Below are 20500 nucleotides of genomic sequence, written 5' to 3' on the forward strand. Positions count from 1 at the left end.
CGTCGGCGGCCCGGCGCAAACGGAGGGAAGGCACGATGAGCAAGGCCACGAGGACGGACCCGCGGTCGTCCGCACCGCACGCCGCGGACAGCCACGACCTGATCCGCGTGCACGGGGCGCGCGAGAACAATCTCAAGGACGTCAGCATCGAGATCCCGAAGCGCCGGCTGACGGTGTTCACCGGTGTCTCCGGCTCGGGCAAGAGCTCGCTCGTCTTCGACACGATCGCCGCGGAGTCGCAGCGGCTGATCAACGAGACGTACAGCGCCTTCGTGCAGGGCTTCATGCCGACGCTGGCGCGCCCCGAGGTCGACGTCCTCGACGGACTGACCACCGCGATCATCGTCGACCAGCAGCGACTGGGCGCCGACCCCCGCTCCACGGTCGGCACCGCCACCGACGCCAACGCGATGCTGCGCATCCTCTTCAGCCGCCTCGGCAAGCCCTACCTCGGTTCGCCCAAGGCGTTCTCCTTCAACGTCGCCTCGATCAGCGGCGCGGGCGCGGTCACCATGGAACGCGGTGGACAGAAGGTCAAGGAGCGCCGCAGCTTCAGCATCACCGGCGGCATGTGCCCGCGCTGCGAGGGCCGCGGCTCGGTCACCGACCTCGACCTCACTCAGCTCTACGACGACTCCAAGTCCCTCGCGGAGGGCGCGATCACCGTCCCCGGGTACACGGGCGGCGGCTGGAACTCCCGGCTCTACAGCGAGTCGGGCTTCTTCGACCCGGACAAGCCGATCCGCAGGTTCACGAAGAAGGAACTCCAGGACTTCCTGCACCGCGAGCCGACCCGGATGAAGATCGCGGGCATCAACATGACCTACGAGGGTCTGATCCCGCGCATCCAGAAGTCGATGCTCGCCAAGGACCGGGAGGGCATGCAGCCGCACATCCGCGAGTTCGTGGACCGGGCCGTCACCTTCACCACCTGCCCCGACTGCGACGGCACCCGTCTGAACGAGGGCGCCCGCTCGTCGAAGATCAAGGGCATCAGCATCGCCGACGCGTGCGCGATGCAGATCAGCGATCTGGCCGAGTGGGTCCGCGGCCTCGACGAGCCGTCGGTCGCCCCGCTGCTCACCGCGCTGCGGCACGCCCTCGACTCGTTCGTCGAGATCGGCCTCGGCTATCTCTCGCTCAACCGGCCTGCGGGCACGCTGTCGGGCGGCGAGGCACAGCGCGTCAAGATGATCCGCCACCTCGGCTCCTCGCTCACCGATGTCACGTACGTCTTCGACGAGCCGACCATCGGGCTGCACCCGCACGACATCCAGCGCATGAACGACCTGCTGCTGCGTCTGCGCGACAAGGGCAACACCGTGCTCGTCGTCGAGCACAAGCCGGAGACCATCGCGATCGCCGACCACGTCGTCGACCTCGGCCCGGGCGCCGGTACGGCGGGCGGCACCGTCTGCTTCGAGGGCACCGTCGAGGAACTGCGCACCGGCGGCACCATCACCGGCCGGCACTTCGACGACCGGGCCAGGCTCAAGGAATCGACACGCAAGCCCACCGGCAGCCTGGAGATCCGGGGCGCCAGGGCCAACAACCTCCAGGACGTCGACGTCGACATCCCGCTCGGGGTCCTCGCCGTCATCACCGGTGTCGCGGGCTCCGGCAAGAGCTCGCTGGTGCACGGGTCGATCCCGGCCGGCGAGAACGTGGTGTCGGTCGACCAGGGCGCCATCCGCGGCTCACGCCGCAGCAACCCGGCGACGTACACCGGACTCCTCGAACCGATCCGCAAGGCCTTCGCCAAGGCCAACGGTGTGAAGCCGGCCCTGTTCAGCGCCAACTCCGAGGGCGCCTGCCCCACTTGCAACGGCGCGGGCGTCATCTACACCGACCTGGCGATGATGGCGGGCGTGGCCACCACCTGCGAGGAGTGCGAGGGGAAACGGTTCGACGCTTCGGTGCTCGAGTACCGCTTCGGCGGGCGTGACATCAGCGAGGTGCTCGCGATGTCGGTGACCGAGGCCGAGGAGTTCTTCGGCGCGGGTGACGCGGCAACTCCGGCCGCGCACAAGATCCTTACCCGTCTCGCCGACGTGGGCCTGGGCTACCTCAGCCTCGGCCAGCCGCTCACCACCCTCTCCGGCGGCGAACGCCAGCGCCTCAAGCTGGCCACCCACATGTCCGACAAGGGCGGCGTCTACGTCCTGGACGAGCCCACCGCCGGCCTGCACCTCGCCGACGTGGAGCAACTGCTCGGCCTGCTGGACCGGTTGGTCGACTCCGGGAAGTCGGTCATCGTCGTAGAGCATCACCAGGCGGTCATGGCCCACGCCGACTGGATCATCGACCTCGGCCCCGGTGCCGGACACGACGGCGGAAAGATCGTCTTCGAGGGGACGCCGGCCGACCTGGTCGATGCGCGGTCGACGCTCACGGGGGAGCACTTGGCGGCGTACGTGGGTGCGTGAGTATCGGGCAACTCCCCTTGTTCTCAAGGGGAGTTGCCCGACCGCTCATGTCTTCTTGCCGATGTCGTGCGATCGCGCCACGAAGCGGGCGGCTCCGCCGGCCACCCGGTACAGGAACCCTCCGCCGTCGTCGCCCGTCTCGAAGTATTGCGTGGCGGCGTCGAAGTCCATGAGGCGGGTGATGCCCTGCCAGGGGCGGCGCAGGAGTTCCGAGCGCAGGGCGGTGCGGCCGTCGTCGCCGACGGAGGCGAGGCCGTGGGCGGCGTACCGGACGGCGTCGTACGCCTCGGCCGCCCAGGGGCCCGGCGCGTGTCCGTGGCGGGCACGGAACGCGGCGGCGAACGCCTTGGTACGGGGGTCGGCGCTCGCGTCGGTGTAGCTCGTGCCGATCCGCCAGTCCTCGCCGACCGCGAGGAAGGGGGCGCCGAGGACGTGCTCGCCCGCGACCCGGGCGCCCTTGTGGCCGGCGTCCCGCAGCGCGCGGGCGCAGGCGGCGGCGCGGTCGGGGTTCACCCCGCCGAAGAAGACGGCGTCGCGGGGGCGCGCGGCGATACGGCCGGCGGCCCCGGTGAAGTCCTCGTCCGGGGCGACCTCCTCCACCGACGTCTCGCCGTCGACCTTGCCGTAGACGGTGGTGATCCGGACCGTGGTCAGACTCTCCACCTCGGTGGCCAGGTCGTGCACGATCACCGTGCGGGCGGGTCTGGCGACCCGGTTCAGATAGATCAGTGCCGCGAACGGGCCGACGGTCCGGGTGGCGCGCAGGACGAGCGCGCTGGTGACGTTGACGGTGTCGAGGTCGTCGGTGTCGGCGCGGGTGACCAGCAGGGTCAACCGGGCCTTCGTGCACGGTTCCAGGGCGGCGGGCACGGTCGCGTTCGTGCCCGCGGCGATCACCACGGACACGGTCGGATCGGCGGCCAGCCGGGCGGCCGCCGTGGCGGAGCCCTTCGCGGTGCCGGTGTCGTCGGCGGTGCGCAGGACGAGGTCCAGGGTTCGCTCGGCGTCCTGGTTGTGCTGCTCGACGGCGAGGAGGGCGCCGCGCCGGTGGTCGGTGAAGAAGGGGTCGTCCGGGCTACCGAGCAGGGCGACCACATGGCGGGAGCGCCGTACGGAACCGGTGTTCGCCGACGCGGCGCCCCGGCCCCACTGCCACCACGCGCCCGCCCCGGCCGCCGCGGTGACACCGAGTGCGGCCCCCGCGACGAGCAGACGCCGTCGGGTGGGCGAGGGCGGCGCGTCCACGGGGGAGGGCCCGGTGAGCATGGTGGAGTCGGGAACGGGCAGGTCCAGGACGCGTGCGGCGCGGGCGGCGACCAGAGCAGGCAGCCCTTCGGGCAGCCACTCGGCCACGGCGAACTCGCCGAAGGTGTCGCGGAGTTCACGGGCGCTGGGGCGGCGCTCCGGTTCCTTCGCCAGGCAGCGCCGTACGGTCCGGCCGAGGCTTTCCGGGATGCCGGCCAGGTCCGGTTCCTCGCCGACGGTGCGGTACAGCACGGCCACCGCGCCGCCGGTGCCGAACGGCGGGCGGCCGGTGGCCGTGTGGGCGAGGACGCAGCCCAGCGAGAAGACGTCGCTGGGCGGACCGACCGTGAGCCCGCGAGCCTGCTCGGGCGAGAGATAGCCGGGGGAGCCGACGACGGCGCCGTCCGTGGTGAGCGCGGTCGCGCCGACGGCCCGCGCGATCCCGAAGTCGATCAGCCGCGGGCCGTCCGCGGCGAGCAGCACGTTCGCGGGCTTCACGTCCCGGTGGACCAGCCCGGCCGCGTGCACCCCGTCCAGTGCCTCGGCCAGTACGGCACCGAGCCCGCGCAGCTGCGCCTCGGGCCAGGGTCCGCGCAGCGCCACCGCCTCTGCGAGGGACGGGCCGGGCACATAGGCGGTGGCCAGCCACGGGGAGCGGGCGTCGGCGTCGGCCGCGACGACCGGCACGGTCCACCGGCTCGTCAGGCGCGACGCCAGCTCGGTCTCCCGGCGGAAACGGGCGCGGAAGCCGGGGTCGTCGGCGTACTCCTCGCGGATCACCTTCAGCGCGCACCACGCGCCGTGCGGCGAGCGCGCCAGATAGACGACGCCCATACCGCCCGCACCGAGCCGCCCGGCGAGCCGGTGCCCGCCGATCAGGGACGGATCGGTGGGCAGGAGCCGTTCCAAGACAGCCGCCTCCGTTTCCCCGCCGTTCGATCCTCAGCCCTGGCTCTGCGCCGCGCGATTCAGATCGCCGAGCGATCCCAGCTGCCGGAACCGCCCGCCGCGCACCTCGTGGACGAAGGTCTCGTCCGCCCACCCCGTCGAGCTGTTGTCGTACTGGTGGAAGTCGCCGAAGGCGTACGTCCGCGCGATGCCCCGGTACTTCACCTTCGCCAGCCGTACGGCGAGATCGGCCCGCACCGGCCGCCGACGTGCCGCGGCCGGGACCGTGCGGGCGAACTCGGCGAGCAGCATCCCCACACTGTCGTACGCCTCGGTCGCGTACGGCTCCGGAGTGCTGCCGTAGCGCTTGCGCCAGGCCGCGGTCAAGTCCTTGGCCCGCTGCGTGGTCAGGGCGGAGGGATCCACGGCGTCCGTCACCACGTACCAGCCGTCGCCCGCCGCGCCCGCGAGGCGCGGGAAGTCAGAGCCGTAGAGCTGGTGCTGCATCCAGCGCGGCCCGGTGAAGCGGGCCGTGGCCAGCTCCTGGGCCGTGCGGACGGTGGCGTCGAGGGCGCCCAGGTACACGAAGGCCCTGACATCGGCGTCGAGGAGTTGACGCACCGCCTTCGGGCCGTCGTCCGTGTCCTCCGCGACGACGCGGGGCACGACCTCGCTCTTGAGGACGTTGCGCCAGTTGCCGACCACCTGGGTGCCCTCGTCCTGCATGGCCGGGCCCCCGGCCCGGTCGATCACGACACCGGCCCGCACCACCTGCCCGGTCACGTAGGCGTGCAGTCCGATCCAGCCGCCGAGCGCGGTGTGGGCCGGGCCGGTCTGGAACGAGGTCTTCGGCGAGGTCAGGAAGTAGTCCTGCTGGCCCGTGCTGCTGGAGACATGGGTCAGCCCCGCCGCGCCGTAGACGGTCGCGGCCCGCTGCATGGGGAGTTCGGCGACCGGTCCCAGCACGGCGACGACGTTCCGGTCGGCGGTGAACGTGCGGGCCACCGCCCGTGCGGTGTCCGCGTCGCCCTTGTCGGCGAGGACCTTCACCGTCAGGTCGTAGGAGCGCTTCGGCGTGGCGTTGTGCTGGGCGACGGCGAGACGGGCGGCGCGTTCGGCGGCCCGGCTGACGGCGGCCTCGGCCGTGCCCGCGGTCGTGTGCACGCCGAGGACGTACACGGGACGCGCGGCACCCGCGGACGGTTTCTCGTCGTCCCCCGACGCCCACACCGCCGCTCCGGTCCCGCCGCCCGCGAGCAGCAGCGCGCCGCCGGCCAGCAGCAGACGGCGTCGGCCCGGGTGCCGGGCGGGGAGCGCCGGATCGTCCACGACCGTGGGTTCTACGTCCGGGAAGGCGAGGCTCTCGGTGGCCCGCGCGGCGACCATCCGGGCCACGGGGTCGGGGAGCCAGCCGCCGGAGGCGTCCGGAGCGTCGTCGGCGAGCAGGTCCCGGATGTCCCCGGCCGTGGGCCGCGCGGCCGGGTCCTTGGCCAGGCAGCGCTCCACCAGCGTCCGCAACTCGCCGTCCAGAGCGCCGAGTTCGGGCTCGTCGTGGACCGTGCGGTAGATCAGGGCGTCCGGTGTCCCGGTGCCGAACGGCGGAGCACCGGTCGTGGCGTACGCCAGCACGCAGCCCAGCGCGAACATGTCACTGGCGGCGGTGGCGGGCTGACCCTGGGCCTGCTCGGGGGCGAGGAAACCGGGGGTGCCGACCACCAGCCCGGAGGCGGTCAGTGCCGTGTCGTCGGTGGCGCGCGCGATGCCGAAGTCGATCAGGCGCGGCCCGTCCAGGGCGAGCAGCACGTTGCCCGGTTTGACGTCCCGGTGGACGAGCCCGGCCGTGTGCACGGCGTCCAGCGCCTCGGCCAGCAGCCGGCCCAGGGCGCGGACGGCCCGCGAGGGCAGCGGGCCGTGATCGGCGACCGCCTCGGCGATGGACGGCCCGGGCACGAACGCGGTGGCCAGCCACGGCTCGCGTGCCGCGGCGTCCGCGTCCAGGACGGGGACCACCCAGGGGCTGTCCACCCGCCGCGCCAGCTCCACCTCGCGCGCGAACCGGGCCCGGAAGTCGTCGTCACCGGAGCCCTCCCCACGGATCACCTTGACCGCGACGAGCGCGCCGGAGTCGGTGCGCCCGAGGTAGACGACGCCCATGCCGCCCGCGCCGAGCCGCCGCAGCAGCCGGAACCCCGCGATGCGGGACGGGTCGGAGGACCGCAGCGGTTCGCTCACCGTCCCGCCCCCTTCGTCCCGGTGGGTTCGGCGGTGGCGGCGTCGCCCGCCCTGCCCCGGCTGTCGATGCTCGCCGCGACGAAGGTCATTCCCTTGCCCATGTCGGTGGTGACGGTGGAGTCCTCGGCCTCGGTCCGGCCCGCGCCGTGGCGCGCGGTCGCGGCCATGGTGACCGGCCCCATCCGGAACTTGTACCAGTCGAAGGGATGCGCCTTGCCGCCGCCGGCGACCCAGGTGCCGGTCTCCGTCAGGTCGTCGTCGGAGATCACGGCCCGCCCGTCGGCGAACGCGTCGACCCGCGAGAACAGGCCGAGCACCCGGTCCGTGGCGTTCAGTTGCTGCCCGGGGCAGCGCAGCGCCTCCTCCAGCGACCCGGCCATGTCGCGCCGCGCCGCCACGACGTCCTGGTGCACGGTGACGGTCAACGACAGGTACACCGGCCCCTTGCCGCCCTTCGCCGGCAGTTCGTACGCCCGGGTGAGGCTGGCCAGGACGGTGCCGGGCAGCGCCTCGCGCCGCCACAGACAGTCCTCGCCGAGTACGGCCCACTGGGCCGGATCACTCTCGAAGGGGTCGCGCTTGCGGTACCCGGTGCCGAAGTAGTCGGGGCGCACGGTGAGTTCGCGGACGAACGCGACCGCCTCGGCCCGTGTCCTGGGCGCGCGGTCCTGGGCGAGTGTGTACGGCTCGTTCACGGGCGACGCCGAGGCCGAAGGCGACGGTCCGGCGCTCTTCTCCGGCGTCTTGTGTGCCTTGGGACCGTCGTCCGATCCGCTGCTGCACCCCGCCAGCAGCAGCACCCCCGCCGCCGCGGCTAAGACTGGTCTCCACTCGGCCATCCGTCGCTCCCGCCCCTGGGCCCGCACCCTTGCCGCGAGTGTGGCGCACACCAACGCTCTCGGTTGTCAACTGCCCCTATAAACATGAGTAGTTAGGGGTTCCGACGACGGCGCGGGGTGCTCCGGTTGCGGGTCGGCGAAGCGTGGCCACCGCCGTGCCGTGCAGGACCTCCTCGGCACGGTCCCACGACCAGCCGTTCTCGACCACGGGCGGGCGCCGGCCGGTGGGCCCGAAACGAACTCAGGCGGATCGGCGCCGTCCCCAGCGATGTGTTCCACGACGAGGGCGGTGTCTTCCACCACGCGGGGACCGACGGCCACGGCGTACGCCTCGGCCGGGGACCTGGCGGCTGCACTGCGCCGCGCCGCCGCGCACGGCGAGCACGAGGCGCGCATCGGTGCGGAGGACCCGGACTGGCCCGACTGGTACGCGCGGTACATGGTGAGCGAACGGGCCAGCACCGAGTCGTCCTGACGGACCGTCAACGGCCCCATGCATACGGCGGGTTGTTTGTCGGAGATTTCCGGATGGGGACCGAAACGGGCCGCGGCCGGGAAGACTGGCGGTGTGTCAGAGATACGAACAGTCGTGGATCGCCTGCTGGCGCGCTGTGAGGCGCGATCGACATCGGAGGTCGAGCGGCACCTGGCCGGCGCCGGCCCCGACCCGGACACCTGGCTGCCCTCGGCGGCCGCACTGCTGCGCGCCTCCTGGACCGCGGGCGGCCGGGACTGCGCGGTCGCCGCCGTGGCCGTCCTGGAGCACGCGCTCGACATGGGGGAGAAGCGGGACCCCCGGCGACCCCGCTGGGTGCTGCACCTGTGGCTGGCCGAGCGGACCCTGGCGCTGCGGTTCGAGGACCACCGGTTGTCCGACGAGACCCACCACTATCTCGCCGCCCAGACCCAGGGCCGGCCGGCGGACGATCCGGTGGCGGTCGCGGCGACCTACCCGGAGGAGCCCCCGCCCCGCCACTTCGAACCGCCCCGGCCCTCGCATCGGCACGCCGTACGGCTCGCCGAAGGGCTCCCGGCGGACGACCTGGTCCGGCCCTGCCTGCTGACGCGCCTCGCGCAGTCCGCGTTCTTCCGCCTGGAGTCGGGCGACACGGACGCGCTGACGGACGCCGGGCGCTGGGCCGACGCCGCGTTCACCGGCATCACCACCGACCACCTGGAGGCGGGCTTCGTCAGCTGCTCCGCCGTCTACGCGGCACTGGCGCGCCAACGCAACAAACCGAGCGACACCCGCCCCGTGGACCTGGCGCTACGGGCCGGCCGGTCGGCGGTGCGGGCGGTCGAGCACGCCCGGCGCCACGGCACCGCCCCGGTCGACGCCGAGGCCGCCTCCGCCCACCTCATGTTCTCGCTCGCCCTCACCGCGTCCGTGCCGCTCCATCCCGAGGAGGGGGTGGTCGACGAGGCCATCGCCCAACTGGAGGCGTTCCGGGCGAGCGCGCCGCCCGACGACAACGGGATCTACGCCGGGAACATGCCGGCGCTGCTGAGCGCGCGGGCGTTCCTCACCAACTCGCCGGACGATCTGCGGCACGCGGACGAACTGTGGGCCGCGCTCCAGCGGGACCTGCCGCCGGACCACCCCCTGACACCGCACATCGCCGAGAAGCGCGCCGCGTGCGCCAAGATGGGGCAGATGCTCAGGTGGTCGCCGATCAGCGGCGCCCAACTGCTCAAGCTCGTACGCCCGATGATGGGACCGCTGCTGAGCGGGGTGCAACTGCCGCCCATCCAGATGCAGGTCCCGCCGGGCCGCCCCGGAGTGCGCTCACCCGGCCCCGGCCCGGACGTCTTCGGACCGCTCACCGGCGTCCCCCGGGCCGCCCCGGCGGACGCCGGACGCGGTCGCACCGGAGCCGCCCACTTCGTATGGCCGCCCGGCCCGCCCGCCGATGCCGGGCCCGCGGAGCAGGCCTACGCGACGGACCTCGACGGGCTGCCGCCGGACGCGGCGGCCGTCCGGGCCGCGCTGCTGGGCTCCGGGGTCAGCGATCCGCGTCGACTGGCCCTGGGGGTCGACCAGTTGAAGGCCGCGCTGGCCGGGCGGTTGCCGGACGGGCAGCGGGGTTTCTTCGCCTCCACGCTGGTGCAGTTCCTGGCCGCGCAGTTCACGTTCAACGACCCCCGGGTGGGCCTGGAGCAGGTCGTGCGGTGTGGGGACGAGCAGTTGGCCCTGCTGTCGCCCACGAGCGCTCGGTACATCGAGCTGCTGTGCACGGTGGAGACGTACCGGTGCGACTACGGAATGCTGCACCAGGACGTGGCGACCGTGGCCCGGGCCTGCGAGGCGCTGGCCTGGGCGGTCGGCCGGCTGCCGGAGAGGTCGGCGAGCTGGCTCGGCTGCGTCATCGCGTACGCGCAGGCCCTGACCGGAGTCTCCGCGATGCGCCGGGACGTGTCCGGCACGCAGGAGGCGATCCGGCTGGTCGAACTGGCGGCCCAGAGCCTCGAGGATCTGCCGCGCCGTCCGGAGTACTCGCCCGAACTGGCCGCGTTGCGCGAGCAGTTGCGTCCGGCCCTGGCGATCGTCACCGAACTGGCCCACACCGCCCACGACGACATCACCGGGTACCGCTACGGCGACGCCCGGCCCAGCTCCTGGAACCCGGCCACCGAACGGGCGCTGCCGCCCCGGGCCCGCTTCGAGAACGCGCGGACCGCGCTCGACTCGGCGGTCGCCGGCCGGAACTGGGCCCGGGCCACCGACGCCGCCGAGGCCGCGCTCGAGGCGCTGCCGCTGATGGTGTCCCAGGCGCTGCACCGCGACGACCGCCAGAACGTCCTGCGCACCGCGCTGCTCGGCCGCCGCTATCCCGGCCCGGGAGGCGACGGCCGCACCGGAGACCTCCCCGACCGGATCGCCGGGACCAGCCTGGCCCGCACCGCCTGCGCGGTCGCGCTCGCCGCGGGCCGCACGGAACAGGCGGCGGCCCTGCTGGAACAGGGGCGGGCCGTACTGATGGGCCAGGACCTCCAGGCCCGCAGCGACGACGCCGACCTCGCCGCCGCCCATCCCCACGTGGCCCGCGAGTTCACCGCCCTCGCCCGCAGACTGCGGGAGACGGAGACACCGAGCACGTCGGACGGGCCCGGCGAGGCCGCGCGGATCCGGGAGCAGCACGCGGTGACCGAGGAGTGGCAGCGGCTGCTGGCCCGGATCCGAAAGCTGCCCGGGTTCGAGCACTTCCTGCTGCCGCCGAGCGCCGAGCAGATGCGGCGCGAGGCGAAGGAGGGGCCGATCGTCCTGATCAACATCGACCGGCTGCGCTCGGACGCCCTGGTCGTCACCACCCGGGGCATCGTGCCGGTGTCCCTCGATGTCACCGAGGGACGGCTCGCGCTCGTCGCACGGCAGTTCCTCGCGGCGGTCTCCGTGGACGGCGGCGAGTCGCCCGCCCGGCGCGAGGAAGCCGCCGGGACCGTGTTCGACACCCTCGCATGGCTCTGGGACACCATCGCGGAACCGGTGCTGAAAGCGGCGGGCCTGACCCGGCCGATCCCCGAGGGCACCCCGCGCGGATCCGTACCGAGGCTGTGGTGGTCGGCGTCCGGACCGCTGGCCCATCTGCCACTGCACGCGGCCGGGCACCACCGGGCGGCCGAACTCGCCGCCGGACGCTCGGTGTTGGACCGAGTCGCCTCCTCGTACACACCGAGCATCAGGGCGCTGCGGCACGCCCGGCAGACCCCGACGGGCGGGGGCCGCGGGCCCTTCCTGGCGGTACGGCAGCCCACCGGTGCCGACGGCAGGGACGGCGCGTCCGTGGCGGAGGTGGCGGCGATGGCCCACACCCTGGGCGGACTGCGGACCGTGGAGGGAACCGACGCGACGGTCCGCCGGGTGCTCGCCGAGCTGTCCTCGGCGGCCACCGTGCACTTCGCGTGCCACGGCTTCAGCGTCGCCGAGGACCCGTCCAAGAGCCATCTGGTGCTCGCCGACGGAGAGCTCAGCGTGCGGGACGTGGCCCGCGGGCATCTGCCGCACGCCCGGCTCGCCGTGCTGCTGGCCTGCCACACCACCCGCACCGACCGCCTCCCCGACGAGGCCGTGCACCTGACCTCGGCGTTCCAGACGGCCGGGTACCCGCAGGTGGTGGGCGCCCTGTGGGAGGCGACGGACCTGGTGTCGGTACGGCTGACGGGCCGTCTCTACCGCGACCTGCGGACGTACGGCGGCGGTCTCGACGTCACCGACACCGCGCGGGCCGTGCACGGGATCGTCCGGGGCCTGCGCACGCGGCACCCCGACTCGCCGGGGGTATGGGCGCCGTACGTCCACACGGGGCGATGACCGGTGACGACGAACAAGGGAAGGAACAGGGCGTGAGCACAACGGAGGGGGCGGCCATGATCGACCGCGAGACGGCCGGCGAGGCGAGTCTGGCGCTGCGGCTGATGCTGGAGGAGTGGCGGCAGACGCCCGAGACTTGGGTGGAGATCGCCAAGGTCCTGGACGACCTGTCCGCGGCCGTCGCAGCCGGGAAGGCGGCCGAGGTCGCCGCGCTGACCGGCCGGCTGGAGGTGCTGTCGGGCCACCGGGTCACCCGGATCACCGAGGCCGACGACAGGGTGCCGCTGCCCGAGGAGGAGCAGCCGCGGGTCGTCGCGCTCGTGCACGCGCTCGACCCGGACTCCCCGCCCGACGGACGGTCGCTCGCCGCGCCCACCGAGCGGACCTGACGGCCGGCCGATGCTGTCGGTACTCGTCAATGTCGCGATCGGCCTGCTGACCAGCCTCGTCGGTCTCGGCCTGGGCACGCTGTGGGAGCGGGGACGGCGGAGACGGGCGGTGTACCGCAGGGCCGCGTTCTTCGGCACCCGCCCCGGTGAGCACTGTGTGATCGTCGTCGGCACCAAGCACGGGCAGCCGGGCACCACCCAGCAGCGGGACCTTCGGGCGGTCGTCGAACTGACCGTGCTGCTCAGCGAGTTGGGGTGTCGGGTGAGCGTGGAGTCCGGCGAGCTGCGCGGCTCGAACGGCGACCGTACCGAGTTCTGTGTCGGAGGGCCGATCGGCGGGTCCAATCCGCGCACCGGCGGACATCTGACGGCCCATCTGCCCGGGGTGCGGATCGTTCCGTTCAGCGACCGCCGCGACTCGGTGGCCATCGCGGTCGGCGGGGAGCGGTACTACTTCGACCAGGGGCACCAGGAGTACGCGGTGGTCGCCAAGTTCACGCCGCCCGAGTCGAGCCGCCCGGTGCTGCTGGTGTGCGGGCAGAGCTCGGTGGCGAACCAGGCGGCGGTCCACTTCCTGCGGCGGGAGTACGCGCAGGTGGTCCGGTCGGTGGCCTCGACCGATCAGTACTGCCTGGTGGTGAAGGTCTCCGACATCGGCGTCTACTCCTTCCACCGGTCGGTGCTCGAACGGGACGTCTCCGCCGAGGCGTTCGCCGCCGTCGGCTGAACTCCCGGACGGGACAGGCCCGTTCACGGCGACGAGCACCCGGTCCCCTGCGCCGGGTGCTCGTCGGACCGTAGGGACCCGAGGCCGCTCGGGTCCCGTGTGCTCTCAGATCCCCGTGTACTTCATGGACGGATCGAGTTCCGTCAGCGTGTCGACGAACCGGCGGATCTTGCGGTTCGCCTTGATGCCGAAGGCGCCGAGGTTGCGGCCGACGCCCAGCGCGATCTCGCGGTGGGCGCCCCGGTCCCACATGTACATGTGCACCGCGGACTTCTGGATCTCCGCTCCCCGCCCGCCCAGCATCGCCATCACACTGAAGTCGGGCCGGTCCTGGGCCACGGTGTCGAAGACCGAGCCCCGGGGCTGCTCGAAGGTGGTGCCCGCGCCCGTGATGTTCTCGCTCCACCAGCTCACCCGCATCGCACCGCGGAAGACGTCAGCCGCCTCCGCCATCGACAGCTGGGTGGTTATCTCCACCGGTGTTTTCGCCATATGTCTCTCCTCGGGGGGCGTTCGTCTCACAGACGGGACGGTGGCAGGGGGATGAACGGACGCAGTTCGTCGGCGACCCAGTGCACGGGCGTCTGGAACGCCTCGCCGACCCGGGTGTAGAGCTCGTGCAGGGTGTCCGCCGACATCCACTCGAAGCGCGCCCGGGTGGGGTCGGTGTCGCTGGTCGGCGCGTCCACCACGGTCACGAAACGGCCCTCGCGGGCGGCGGTGACGTAGAGGACGTTGGAGTTCGGGGCCTCGGTGATCCGTGCGATCCGGCGCAGTTCCCCCGGTGCGAGGGCCGGGATGTGTGCCGCCTCGGGGGTCGGCCGAGGGCGGCCCACGAGCCAGGGCTCGGAGCGGTTCTCCTGCCAGAACTGCCAGTCGGCGGCCGACAGCCGGTTGCTCGGCACCCCGTTCGCCCGGAAGAACTCCAACGCGGCCATCCGTACGGTGTCGTAGGCCGGGCTGGTGAAGTCGGAGCCGACCAGGTTCCACACCGTGCGCGCGGCGCCGAACAGGGCGAAGCCGCCGACCGGCAGCACGGCGTCGGCCAGCGCGCGGGCGAAGCCCTGCGGGTCGGACTGCGCGAACGGCAGGTACGGCGCCTGGAGTTCACCCCATACGTCCGAGGCGTCGATGTCGGTGCCGACCGGGTCGAACTCGAAGCGGCCGAACCGCTCCATCCGCGACACCACGTCGCCCGGCAGCCGTGCGGCGCGGGGCGTCCTGGGGAACAAAGCCATGGTCCTCTCCTGGCACAAGGGCGGGAACCGGCCGATGCGGACGCACCGGAGCCGGGCGCAACCTGTGTAACAAGGGCCGGAGTTCGCACTCAACGGTTCTCCGGCGAACCGGACGATCTCCGGAAAACCCGGACGGCCGACGGACGGCGGAACAAGACCGGGACGACGTGTCCCGCCGTGTGCGAGACTCGGCCGCGACAACGGCGGCAACGCCGTTGCCCGGCAAGGGGGTTGCGCACGATGGGGCGTCCGCAGAAGGAGATCGTCCTGGACGGATCACCGGCCCGGCTCTTCGCGTATTGGCTCCGCGACCTGCGCGGATCGGCCGGACTGACACTGGACCAACTGGCCCGCCGCACCGGGTACGGCAGGACGACCGTCAGCGACGCCATGCGCGGCGAGACCCATCCGACCCGTCCGGTCACCCTGGCGATCGTCGGCGCCTGCGGGGGCGATGTGCCGCAGTGGGGCGAGTACTGGGCGCAGGTGCGCCGGGCCCTGGACCCCGACTCGCCGGACGGCGTCGACGGAGTCGTCCCGCCGCCCTGGGACGGTCCGGCGGGCGGCGCGCACGCGGAGCGGTGCCCGGCGGACTGCGCACGCACCGAACCGCACGGCTGGTACACCGAGTCCGTGTCCACCCTGCTCCGCCTCGACACCCCGACACCCGAGGCGCTGGAGCGCCGGATCGTGGTCGCCACCTGCGACGGCCTGGCCCGGATCCCGGTCGGCGTCAGCGTGCCCCGGCGCGCCGGTGACACGACACCCCGGCACGAACTGGAGATCTCCGTCGTCCGGGGCGGCCGGCTCGCGGACGGCGGTCCGCAGTACGAGAGCTACTTCGAACGGTTCCTGGTCCTGCCCGCTCCGATCGGGGCCGGCGCCCGACACGTCTACGAACTCCGGCTGCGCATCCCGCCCGACCAGCCCATGGCACCCCACTTCGTGCACGTCCCGCTGACCCGCAGCGAGCACTTCCGGCTACGGGTCGCCTTCGACCCCGCGAAGCCGCCGCGCACGGTGTGGCAGTTGTCCGGCGTGCCCACCGCCGTCATCTACCAGCAGAACCCGGGCACACCGACCCTGAGCCCCGACCAACACGGGCTCGTGGAGGTCGAGTTCGGGGCCATGAAGGTGGGCTACGGCTACGGGCTGAGCTGGCTGGAGGCGGGCACCGGAGGATAGTCCGCCGCCGCGCACAGCTTCCCGCGGACCGGCTCGGCGTCCGGGTGGTGCAGATCCTCGAAGAGCGCGAGGGCCTCCTCCCACAGGGCCCGCGCCACCTCGCCCCGGCCGAGCGCCGCGTGCGCGTCCCCGAGGTGGTCCAGCGCGTGGGCCTCGCGGAACCGGTCGCCCAGGGCCCGGTCCAGGTCCAGGGAGACCTCGTAGTGGCCGATCGCCGCCTCGGGCCGCCCGAGCCCCCGCTCGGCGCGGCCCATGCCGAACAGGATGCCCGCCTGTCCGTCGAGGTGACCGAGCCGGGTGTAGAGGTCCAGGGCGCGGTGCGCGTGGTCGAGCGCGACGGTGTGTTCGCCCAGCCGCTCCCACTGCTGGGACACGGCGGTGTGGCCGTCGGCGAGGGCGACGGGGTCCTGGGTGCGCTCCGCCATGGCGAGGGCCAGCCGGGCGTGCGGCATAGCCCTGCGGGGGTCGCCGCAGGAGCTGTACACGCGGACCAGCGAGAGCCGTACTTCCCGCACGCCCTCCGCGTCGCCCAGCGCACGGCAGGCACGCAGGGTCGCGTACAGCAGGTCGAGCGCCTCCCCGGTGCGGTGCAGGCGGGAGAGGGCGTCGGCGAGCCGACGGGTGGCCGTGGCGTGGGCGGCGCGGTCCTGGGCCCGGTCCGCGGCGTCGCGGGCCAGCGCGTGCACGGCGGCGCGCTGGGCGCGGCGGCCGGAGCGGCGCAGGTGGAGGGCGCAGGCGTCGGCCAGCCGCCAGGCGTACGCCTCCAGGCCCGGGGTGGCGGCGGCCTGGGCCATGAGGGCCTGCAACGAGGACAGTTCGGACTCGAACCAGGCGGTCGCCGAGGCGTGGTCGCCGATCGGCGGCAGCGCGCCGGTGGGCTTCGGTATGCCGCCCGGTGCCTGTCGCCAGGGTTCGAGGTGGTGGTCGGCCAGGCGCGCGATGTCCAGGTAGTGCCGCAGCAGCCGTTCGGTGCCGTCCCGGCGCTCCTGGGGCGAGCCGCCGTCGAGGAGTTCCACGGCGTAGAGCCGCAGCAGGTCGTGCAGGGCGTAGCGGCCCGGGGTGTGTTGGCGGACGAGGTGGGCGGCGGTGAGGGTGTCGAGCAGCGCGAGGGGCGGTTCCGCGTCGCCGATGAGTCCCGCGCAGGCAGGGGCGTCGATCTCGGGCCCGGGGTGGCAGCCCAGCAGCCGGAAGAGCCGGGCGGCAGGCGCCGGCAGCAGCGCGTACGAACCGTGGAACACGGTCCGCAGATCGACATCCGCGTCCTGCACCCCGAACAGGTCCAACGGCGCCCGGGCGCGCCGCAGTTCACGGACCAGGGCACCGACGGAACCGGCCGGGGCGGTGGCCGTGCGGGCGGCGGCGACGCTCAGCGCGAGCGGCAACCGGGCGCACAGATCGACCAGTTGGTCCACCTCGCGCGGCTCCAGAGCGACCCGCTCGGCGCCCATCTGCCGTTCCAGGAGGGTGCGGGCGGCGTAGCGGGGCAGCACGTCGAGGGCGATACGCAGGGCGCCTTCACGGATCACCAGGCCGTCGAGCCGGTTGCGGCTTGTGACGACGGCGACGGAACCGGCGTCGGTGGGCAGCAACGGCCGCACCTGGTCGGTGGAGCGGGCGTTGTCCAGGACCAGCAGCACCCGGCGGCCGGTCAGCAGTGTGCGCAACAGTCCGGAGGCCACGGCGGTGTCGGTCGGCACGGCCGCCGGGGTGACGCCGAGTGCCTGGAGGAAGCCGTGCAGGGCCTCACCGGGATCCATCACCGCCTTGTCGCCGAAGCCCCGCAGATCGACGTAGAGCTGGCCGTCCGGGAAGCGGTGCTGCGTGCGGTGCGCCCAGTGCAGGGCGAGCGCGGTCTTGCCGACACCCCCGGTGCCCTCGACGACGGCGACTGCCGCCCGGCCCGGCGCGGAGTCGTCGGACGGCCCCAACAGGGCGTCCAGCCGGACGAGTTCGGCGTCCCGGGCGACGAACACGGGGTGGCTCAGCGGGAGATGGCGGGGGACCGCGACAGCTCCCGGCGACCGGCGGGCCGGGCCGCGGGCGGCGGCCGGACGCAGCCGCCGGGCCGCGTCGACCTCGTCCCGCAGCGTGGCGAGCCGACCCGCCTCGGGCCCCTCGACGCCCAACTCGGCGAGGAGCGCGTCGAACACGGCGGTGCCCGGCAGCGTGGTGCCGTTGAGGTACGCGTACAGGCTGCTGGCGGACACGTTCAGACGCCTGGCGAGTTCGCGACGGTCCAGCGCTCTGCCGAACCGTTTCTCGGACCGCACGACAGCGCGGGTCAGTTCGAGGGCCAGGCGCTGTCCCAACCCCTCTCCGTCGTGGCCGGGCGACCGGGGAACTTCGTTCACCACCGTTCCTCCGCGGGGACGTTCACGGATCCGCACCGCACGGATCCAGACGTTTCCAGTGTGTTCCAGGACCCCGGACGGCCGGACGGATCCGCGTGTTTGCCTGCGGATTCCACGCCGAGGAGATATCGGCCCTCGGCCGGCCGCAGGAGGACGAAGCCGTGCAGACCCACTGAACACCGCGGAGCCGCAACCGACTCCGGCCCTCCACGTGACAGGGGAGACGTGGAGGGCCGGTCGCGGATCAGGTACTCCCGTGGGAGCGGACACACTTGAGCACGGTGCCGGCGGCTTCCGCCCAGGTGAAGCGGGCGGCCATCTCGTCGCGGAGTTCCGCGGCGTCGCGGAACGCGGCCTGCGGATCGCGCAGCACGGCGTAGATGGCCTTCGACCAGGCCTCGATGTCGTCCTCGAGGGCGCCCTCGGTACCCCACACGTCCATCACGGCCCGTGCCGCGGCCGGCGACCCGTGATCGCGCAGCAGGATGCCCAGCCCACTGCGGCCGCTGACCAGCACCGGCACCCCACAGGCGATCGCCTCCGCACCCGCGAGACCGAACGCCTCCGCCCGGGACGGCATCAGGACCAGACTGGCCCGCGCGATGTCGTTCTGGATGCGCCGGGGATCGGCGGAGTACGGGTAGGGCACGACGTCGACAGTGGATTGGGTGAGCCACTGCTGCGCCCGGGCCATCACCGCGGCGGACTGGCCGTCGGGCACTCCTCGTACGAACAGTTGCCACGAACCGGGCCCGTCGGCCTTGGAGCTGGCTCTGTCCAACGCCTGCACGGCGATGTCGAGCCCCTTCAGCTGGTCGTCCGCCAGTCGGCCCATCAGCAGGATCTGCGGAATCTCCCTCCTCCGGGGCGCGATCGCGGGTCTGCCGCCGTCGAAGCCCGGGTCGATGCGCACGGGGTCGGCCAGGTCCTCGTACTCGGGCGTCCGCAGATACGGCCACAGGGCCTGCTCCAGCCGGGGGCCGACCGGCATCGGCTGGGCGCCCCGGCAGAGCCGGAGCTCCAGCTCCGTGCGGTCCTCGGCTCGCGCCCCCAAGTCCCCTTCGCCATGCGGCTTGTTGACTTCGGCCTGGTTCGGTTCGACGTGCAGGAAGTGGAGCCGCCGGGCGTTCTTGAAGTACCGCTCGACCAGCGCCTTGGCCGGCGGGCCCGTGACCCTGCCGTGCCCGATGACGACGTCGGGCACGAACCCGTCGCCGAACTCCGGCGGCACCGACAGCGCCGCGTCCGTGGTGAGCCCCGGCTGGGCGACATTGATCAACCGCACCTTGTGCTTCGCCGCGTCCGCACGCTCCTCCGGGGTCGCTGCCTCGACCATGACCCGGACGTCGGTCCTCTCCCGGGCGAGGGCGACGCACAACTTGCTGTTGAACGTGCTCAGGCCACCTCGCGCCGGGAACCACTCGTCGGCGACGACCAGGACGCGCACCTGCCGTTCAGGGTCCCGGTGCGGGCTCGGCAGCGGATCACCGATCCCGGCCCGTCTCAAGTGGGCGAGGACATCGTTCAGACCCCCGAGGAACGACGAGGCGAACTGCCGGTCGTCCTTCGCCACGGCCCCCGCGTCGAGGCCCGAAGTCTCCAGTGCCTGGCGGGCGTTCCGCCAGCCGCTGTCCACCGAGTCCCGGATGTAGTGGACTTCGGCGGTGGAGGGCAGCTCCCGGTCCACGAGCCTGTCGGGCGTCCGCATCCTGGCCAGCGGCTTCGTCGTCCCGTTGGCTCTGGCATCCATCAGCCAGCGGTAGGTTCTGTACTGGTGGCGGATCGCCGTCATGTGCATCAGATAGCGGACGAAGTGCGGCATCTCCGGGCGACCGCTGTCGGACCACGCCCACGCGCCGAGCCGCCCGTCCGCACCGGTCCGACCGAGCAGCCGCAACACCCGCCGGGGATCGGCCCCGGCGCCCCGCTCCGGCTCCGACACGTCCGCGTCGCCCGGTGTCTGAGCCGGTGCCTTGCCCAACTCCAGTGTCACCGCGCCCAGATGACACGCTCCGAGCTGGCCCACGATCGTCGCCGCCCGCTCACGCAACCCCGACCACTCCCGGTCCGGGCCGGCGCCGAGCAGGACCGACAGACTGAGGAAGGGCCAGTGCTGTCGCAGAATCGCCTGGTCGAGCCGGTCCGCGGACTGCACGCCCGCGACCACCGTGTCACGCGCGGCCGGGTCGGGCAGGGCGTCCGGCACCTCCACCGGCAGCGAGGTGTACAACTCCCGGTCGGCGTGCTGCAGTTCACGGAAACGCCCCCACACCGCCCGGACTGACGCCACCGCGTCCCCGACGTGCACGCCGTCCAGCGCGACAAAGACGTGGACCGCGACCTCGCGCTCCGTGAGCTGATCCTCCGTGACCTCACGCCCCGTCACTTCACCCTCGGCCACGTACCGATGCACCCCCGCCTCGCGTCGCAACTCCCGGCATTCTCGCTGGAGTCGAGCCCAGGCAGTCTAGGGCGGATTCACCCGGAACGAACATGGATGCCGCATTGCTCACGCGGGTCCGCGAGTTGGTCCTCGACTTCTCCAAGAGGCGGCTCTCAAAGGCCGCGTGTTCGTGTCCCGCCGCCGGGACTCTTGCGGGAGCCGGTCACCGTTCTGGTGCACCTCGTCCCAGAGGTCCCAGAGGTCCCCGAGATCCCCGAGGTCCCCGAG

At 73.1% G+C, this 20500-nt stretch carries 13 protein-coding genes; 6 read left to right on the forward strand and 7 right to left on the reverse strand.

From position 1 onward, the window contains the following. The first annotated feature begins 35 nt into the window (after positions 1-35). Positions 36-2426, forward strand: coding sequence for an excinuclease ABC subunit UvrA (locus tag JHN63_RS27255; RefSeq protein WP_200685420.1), 2391 nt, complete (start codon positions 36-38; stop codon positions 2424-2426). A gap of 45 nt (positions 2427-2471) precedes the next feature. On the opposite strand, the gene JHN63_RS27260 is transcribed toward JHN63_RS27255, so the two are convergent. Genes JHN63_RS27260 through JHN63_RS27270 form a run of 3 tightly spaced genes read right to left on the reverse strand, consistent with a single transcriptional unit; the run spans position 2472 to position 7630 of the window. Then, complete coding sequence (locus JHN63_RS27260) at positions 2472-4580, reverse strand: bifunctional serine/threonine-protein kinase/ABC transporter substrate-binding protein (protein WP_200685422.1); 2109 nt, start codon at positions 4578-4580, stop codon at positions 2472-2474. A 33-nt stretch (positions 4581-4613) separates the two neighbouring features. Beyond that, entirely contained in the window at positions 4614-6791 is a 2178-nt protein-coding gene (locus JHN63_RS27265) for a bifunctional serine/threonine-protein kinase/ABC transporter substrate-binding protein (RefSeq protein ID WP_200685424.1), read from the reverse strand. Beyond that, a complete protein-coding gene (locus tag JHN63_RS27270) occupies positions 6788-7630 on the reverse strand; it encodes a hypothetical protein (RefSeq protein ID WP_234477772.1) in 843 nt (280 codons plus the stop codon). The genes JHN63_RS27265 and JHN63_RS27270 overlap by 4 nt, the downstream gene beginning before the upstream one ends. A 289-nt stretch (positions 7631-7919) precedes the next feature. Here JHN63_RS27270 and JHN63_RS27275 point away from each other — a divergent pair, with 289 nt between their 5' ends. From JHN63_RS27275 to JHN63_RS27290, 4 genes are all read left to right on the forward strand, one after another. Then, positions 7920-8105 (forward strand): hypothetical protein, encoded by a 186-nt coding sequence (locus tag JHN63_RS27275; RefSeq protein ID WP_234477773.1) that lies wholly within the window; start codon positions 7920-7922, stop codon positions 8103-8105. 93 nt (positions 8106-8198) lie between these two features. After that, positions 8199-11939 carry a CHAT domain-containing protein gene (locus JHN63_RS54365; RefSeq protein WP_200685426.1) on the forward strand — a complete coding sequence of 1247 codons (3741 nt, stop codon included), beginning with the start codon at positions 8199-8201 and terminating at the stop codon, positions 11937-11939. Positions 11940-11971: 32 nt separating this feature from the next. Beyond that, positions 11972-12328 carry a CATRA system-associated protein gene (locus JHN63_RS27285; protein WP_200685427.1) on the forward strand — a complete coding sequence of 119 codons (357 nt, stop codon included), beginning with the start codon at positions 11972-11974 and terminating at the stop codon, positions 12326-12328. 10 nt (positions 12329-12338) lie between these two features. Next, a complete protein-coding gene (locus JHN63_RS27290; RefSeq protein WP_200685429.1) occupies positions 12339-13055 on the forward strand; it encodes a hypothetical protein in 717 nt (238 codons plus the stop codon). Positions 13056-13160: 105 nt separating this feature from the next. Here the strand turns inward: JHN63_RS27290 and JHN63_RS27295 are convergent, their stop codons facing one another. Both JHN63_RS27295 and JHN63_RS27300 read right to left on the reverse strand, forming a co-directional pair. Continuing rightward, the gene (locus JHN63_RS27295; protein WP_200685432.1) at positions 13161-13547 is read right to left on the reverse strand and encodes a hypothetical protein; all 387 of its coding nucleotides are present in this window, start codon (positions 13545-13547) and stop codon (positions 13161-13163) included. A gap of 26 nt (positions 13548-13573) precedes the next feature. Continuing rightward, positions 13574-14293: a hypothetical protein gene (locus tag JHN63_RS27300; RefSeq protein WP_200685434.1), complete on the reverse strand. Its 720-nt coding sequence runs from the start codon at positions 14291-14293 to the stop codon at positions 13574-13576. A gap of 240 nt (positions 14294-14533) precedes the next feature. On the opposite strand from JHN63_RS27300, the gene JHN63_RS27305 reads away from it, so the two are divergent. After that, positions 14534-15478, forward strand: coding sequence for a helix-turn-helix transcriptional regulator (locus JHN63_RS27305; RefSeq protein WP_200685436.1), 945 nt, complete (start codon positions 14534-14536; stop codon positions 15476-15478). Here JHN63_RS27305 and JHN63_RS27310 read toward each other — a convergent pair. Continuing rightward, positions 15439-17829 (reverse strand): tetratricopeptide repeat protein, encoded by a 2391-nt coding sequence (locus tag JHN63_RS27310; RefSeq protein ID WP_200685438.1) that lies wholly within the window; start codon positions 17827-17829, stop codon positions 15439-15441. The two genes, JHN63_RS27305 and JHN63_RS27310, sit on opposite strands and share 40 nt — an antisense overlap. A gap of 244 nt (positions 17830-18073) precedes the next feature. Beyond that, complete coding sequence (locus tag JHN63_RS27315) at positions 18074-20230, reverse strand: CATRA conflict system CASPASE/TPR repeat-associated protein (RefSeq protein WP_200685440.1); 2157 nt, start codon at positions 20228-20230, stop codon at positions 18074-18076. Between the last annotated feature and the right edge of the window lie 270 nt (positions 20231-20500).

Origin of the sequence: Streptomyces sp. MBT65, from assembly GCF_016612545.1 — a bacterium.
Classification (GTDB): Bacteria; Actinomycetota; Actinomycetes; order Streptomycetales; family Streptomycetaceae; genus Streptomyces.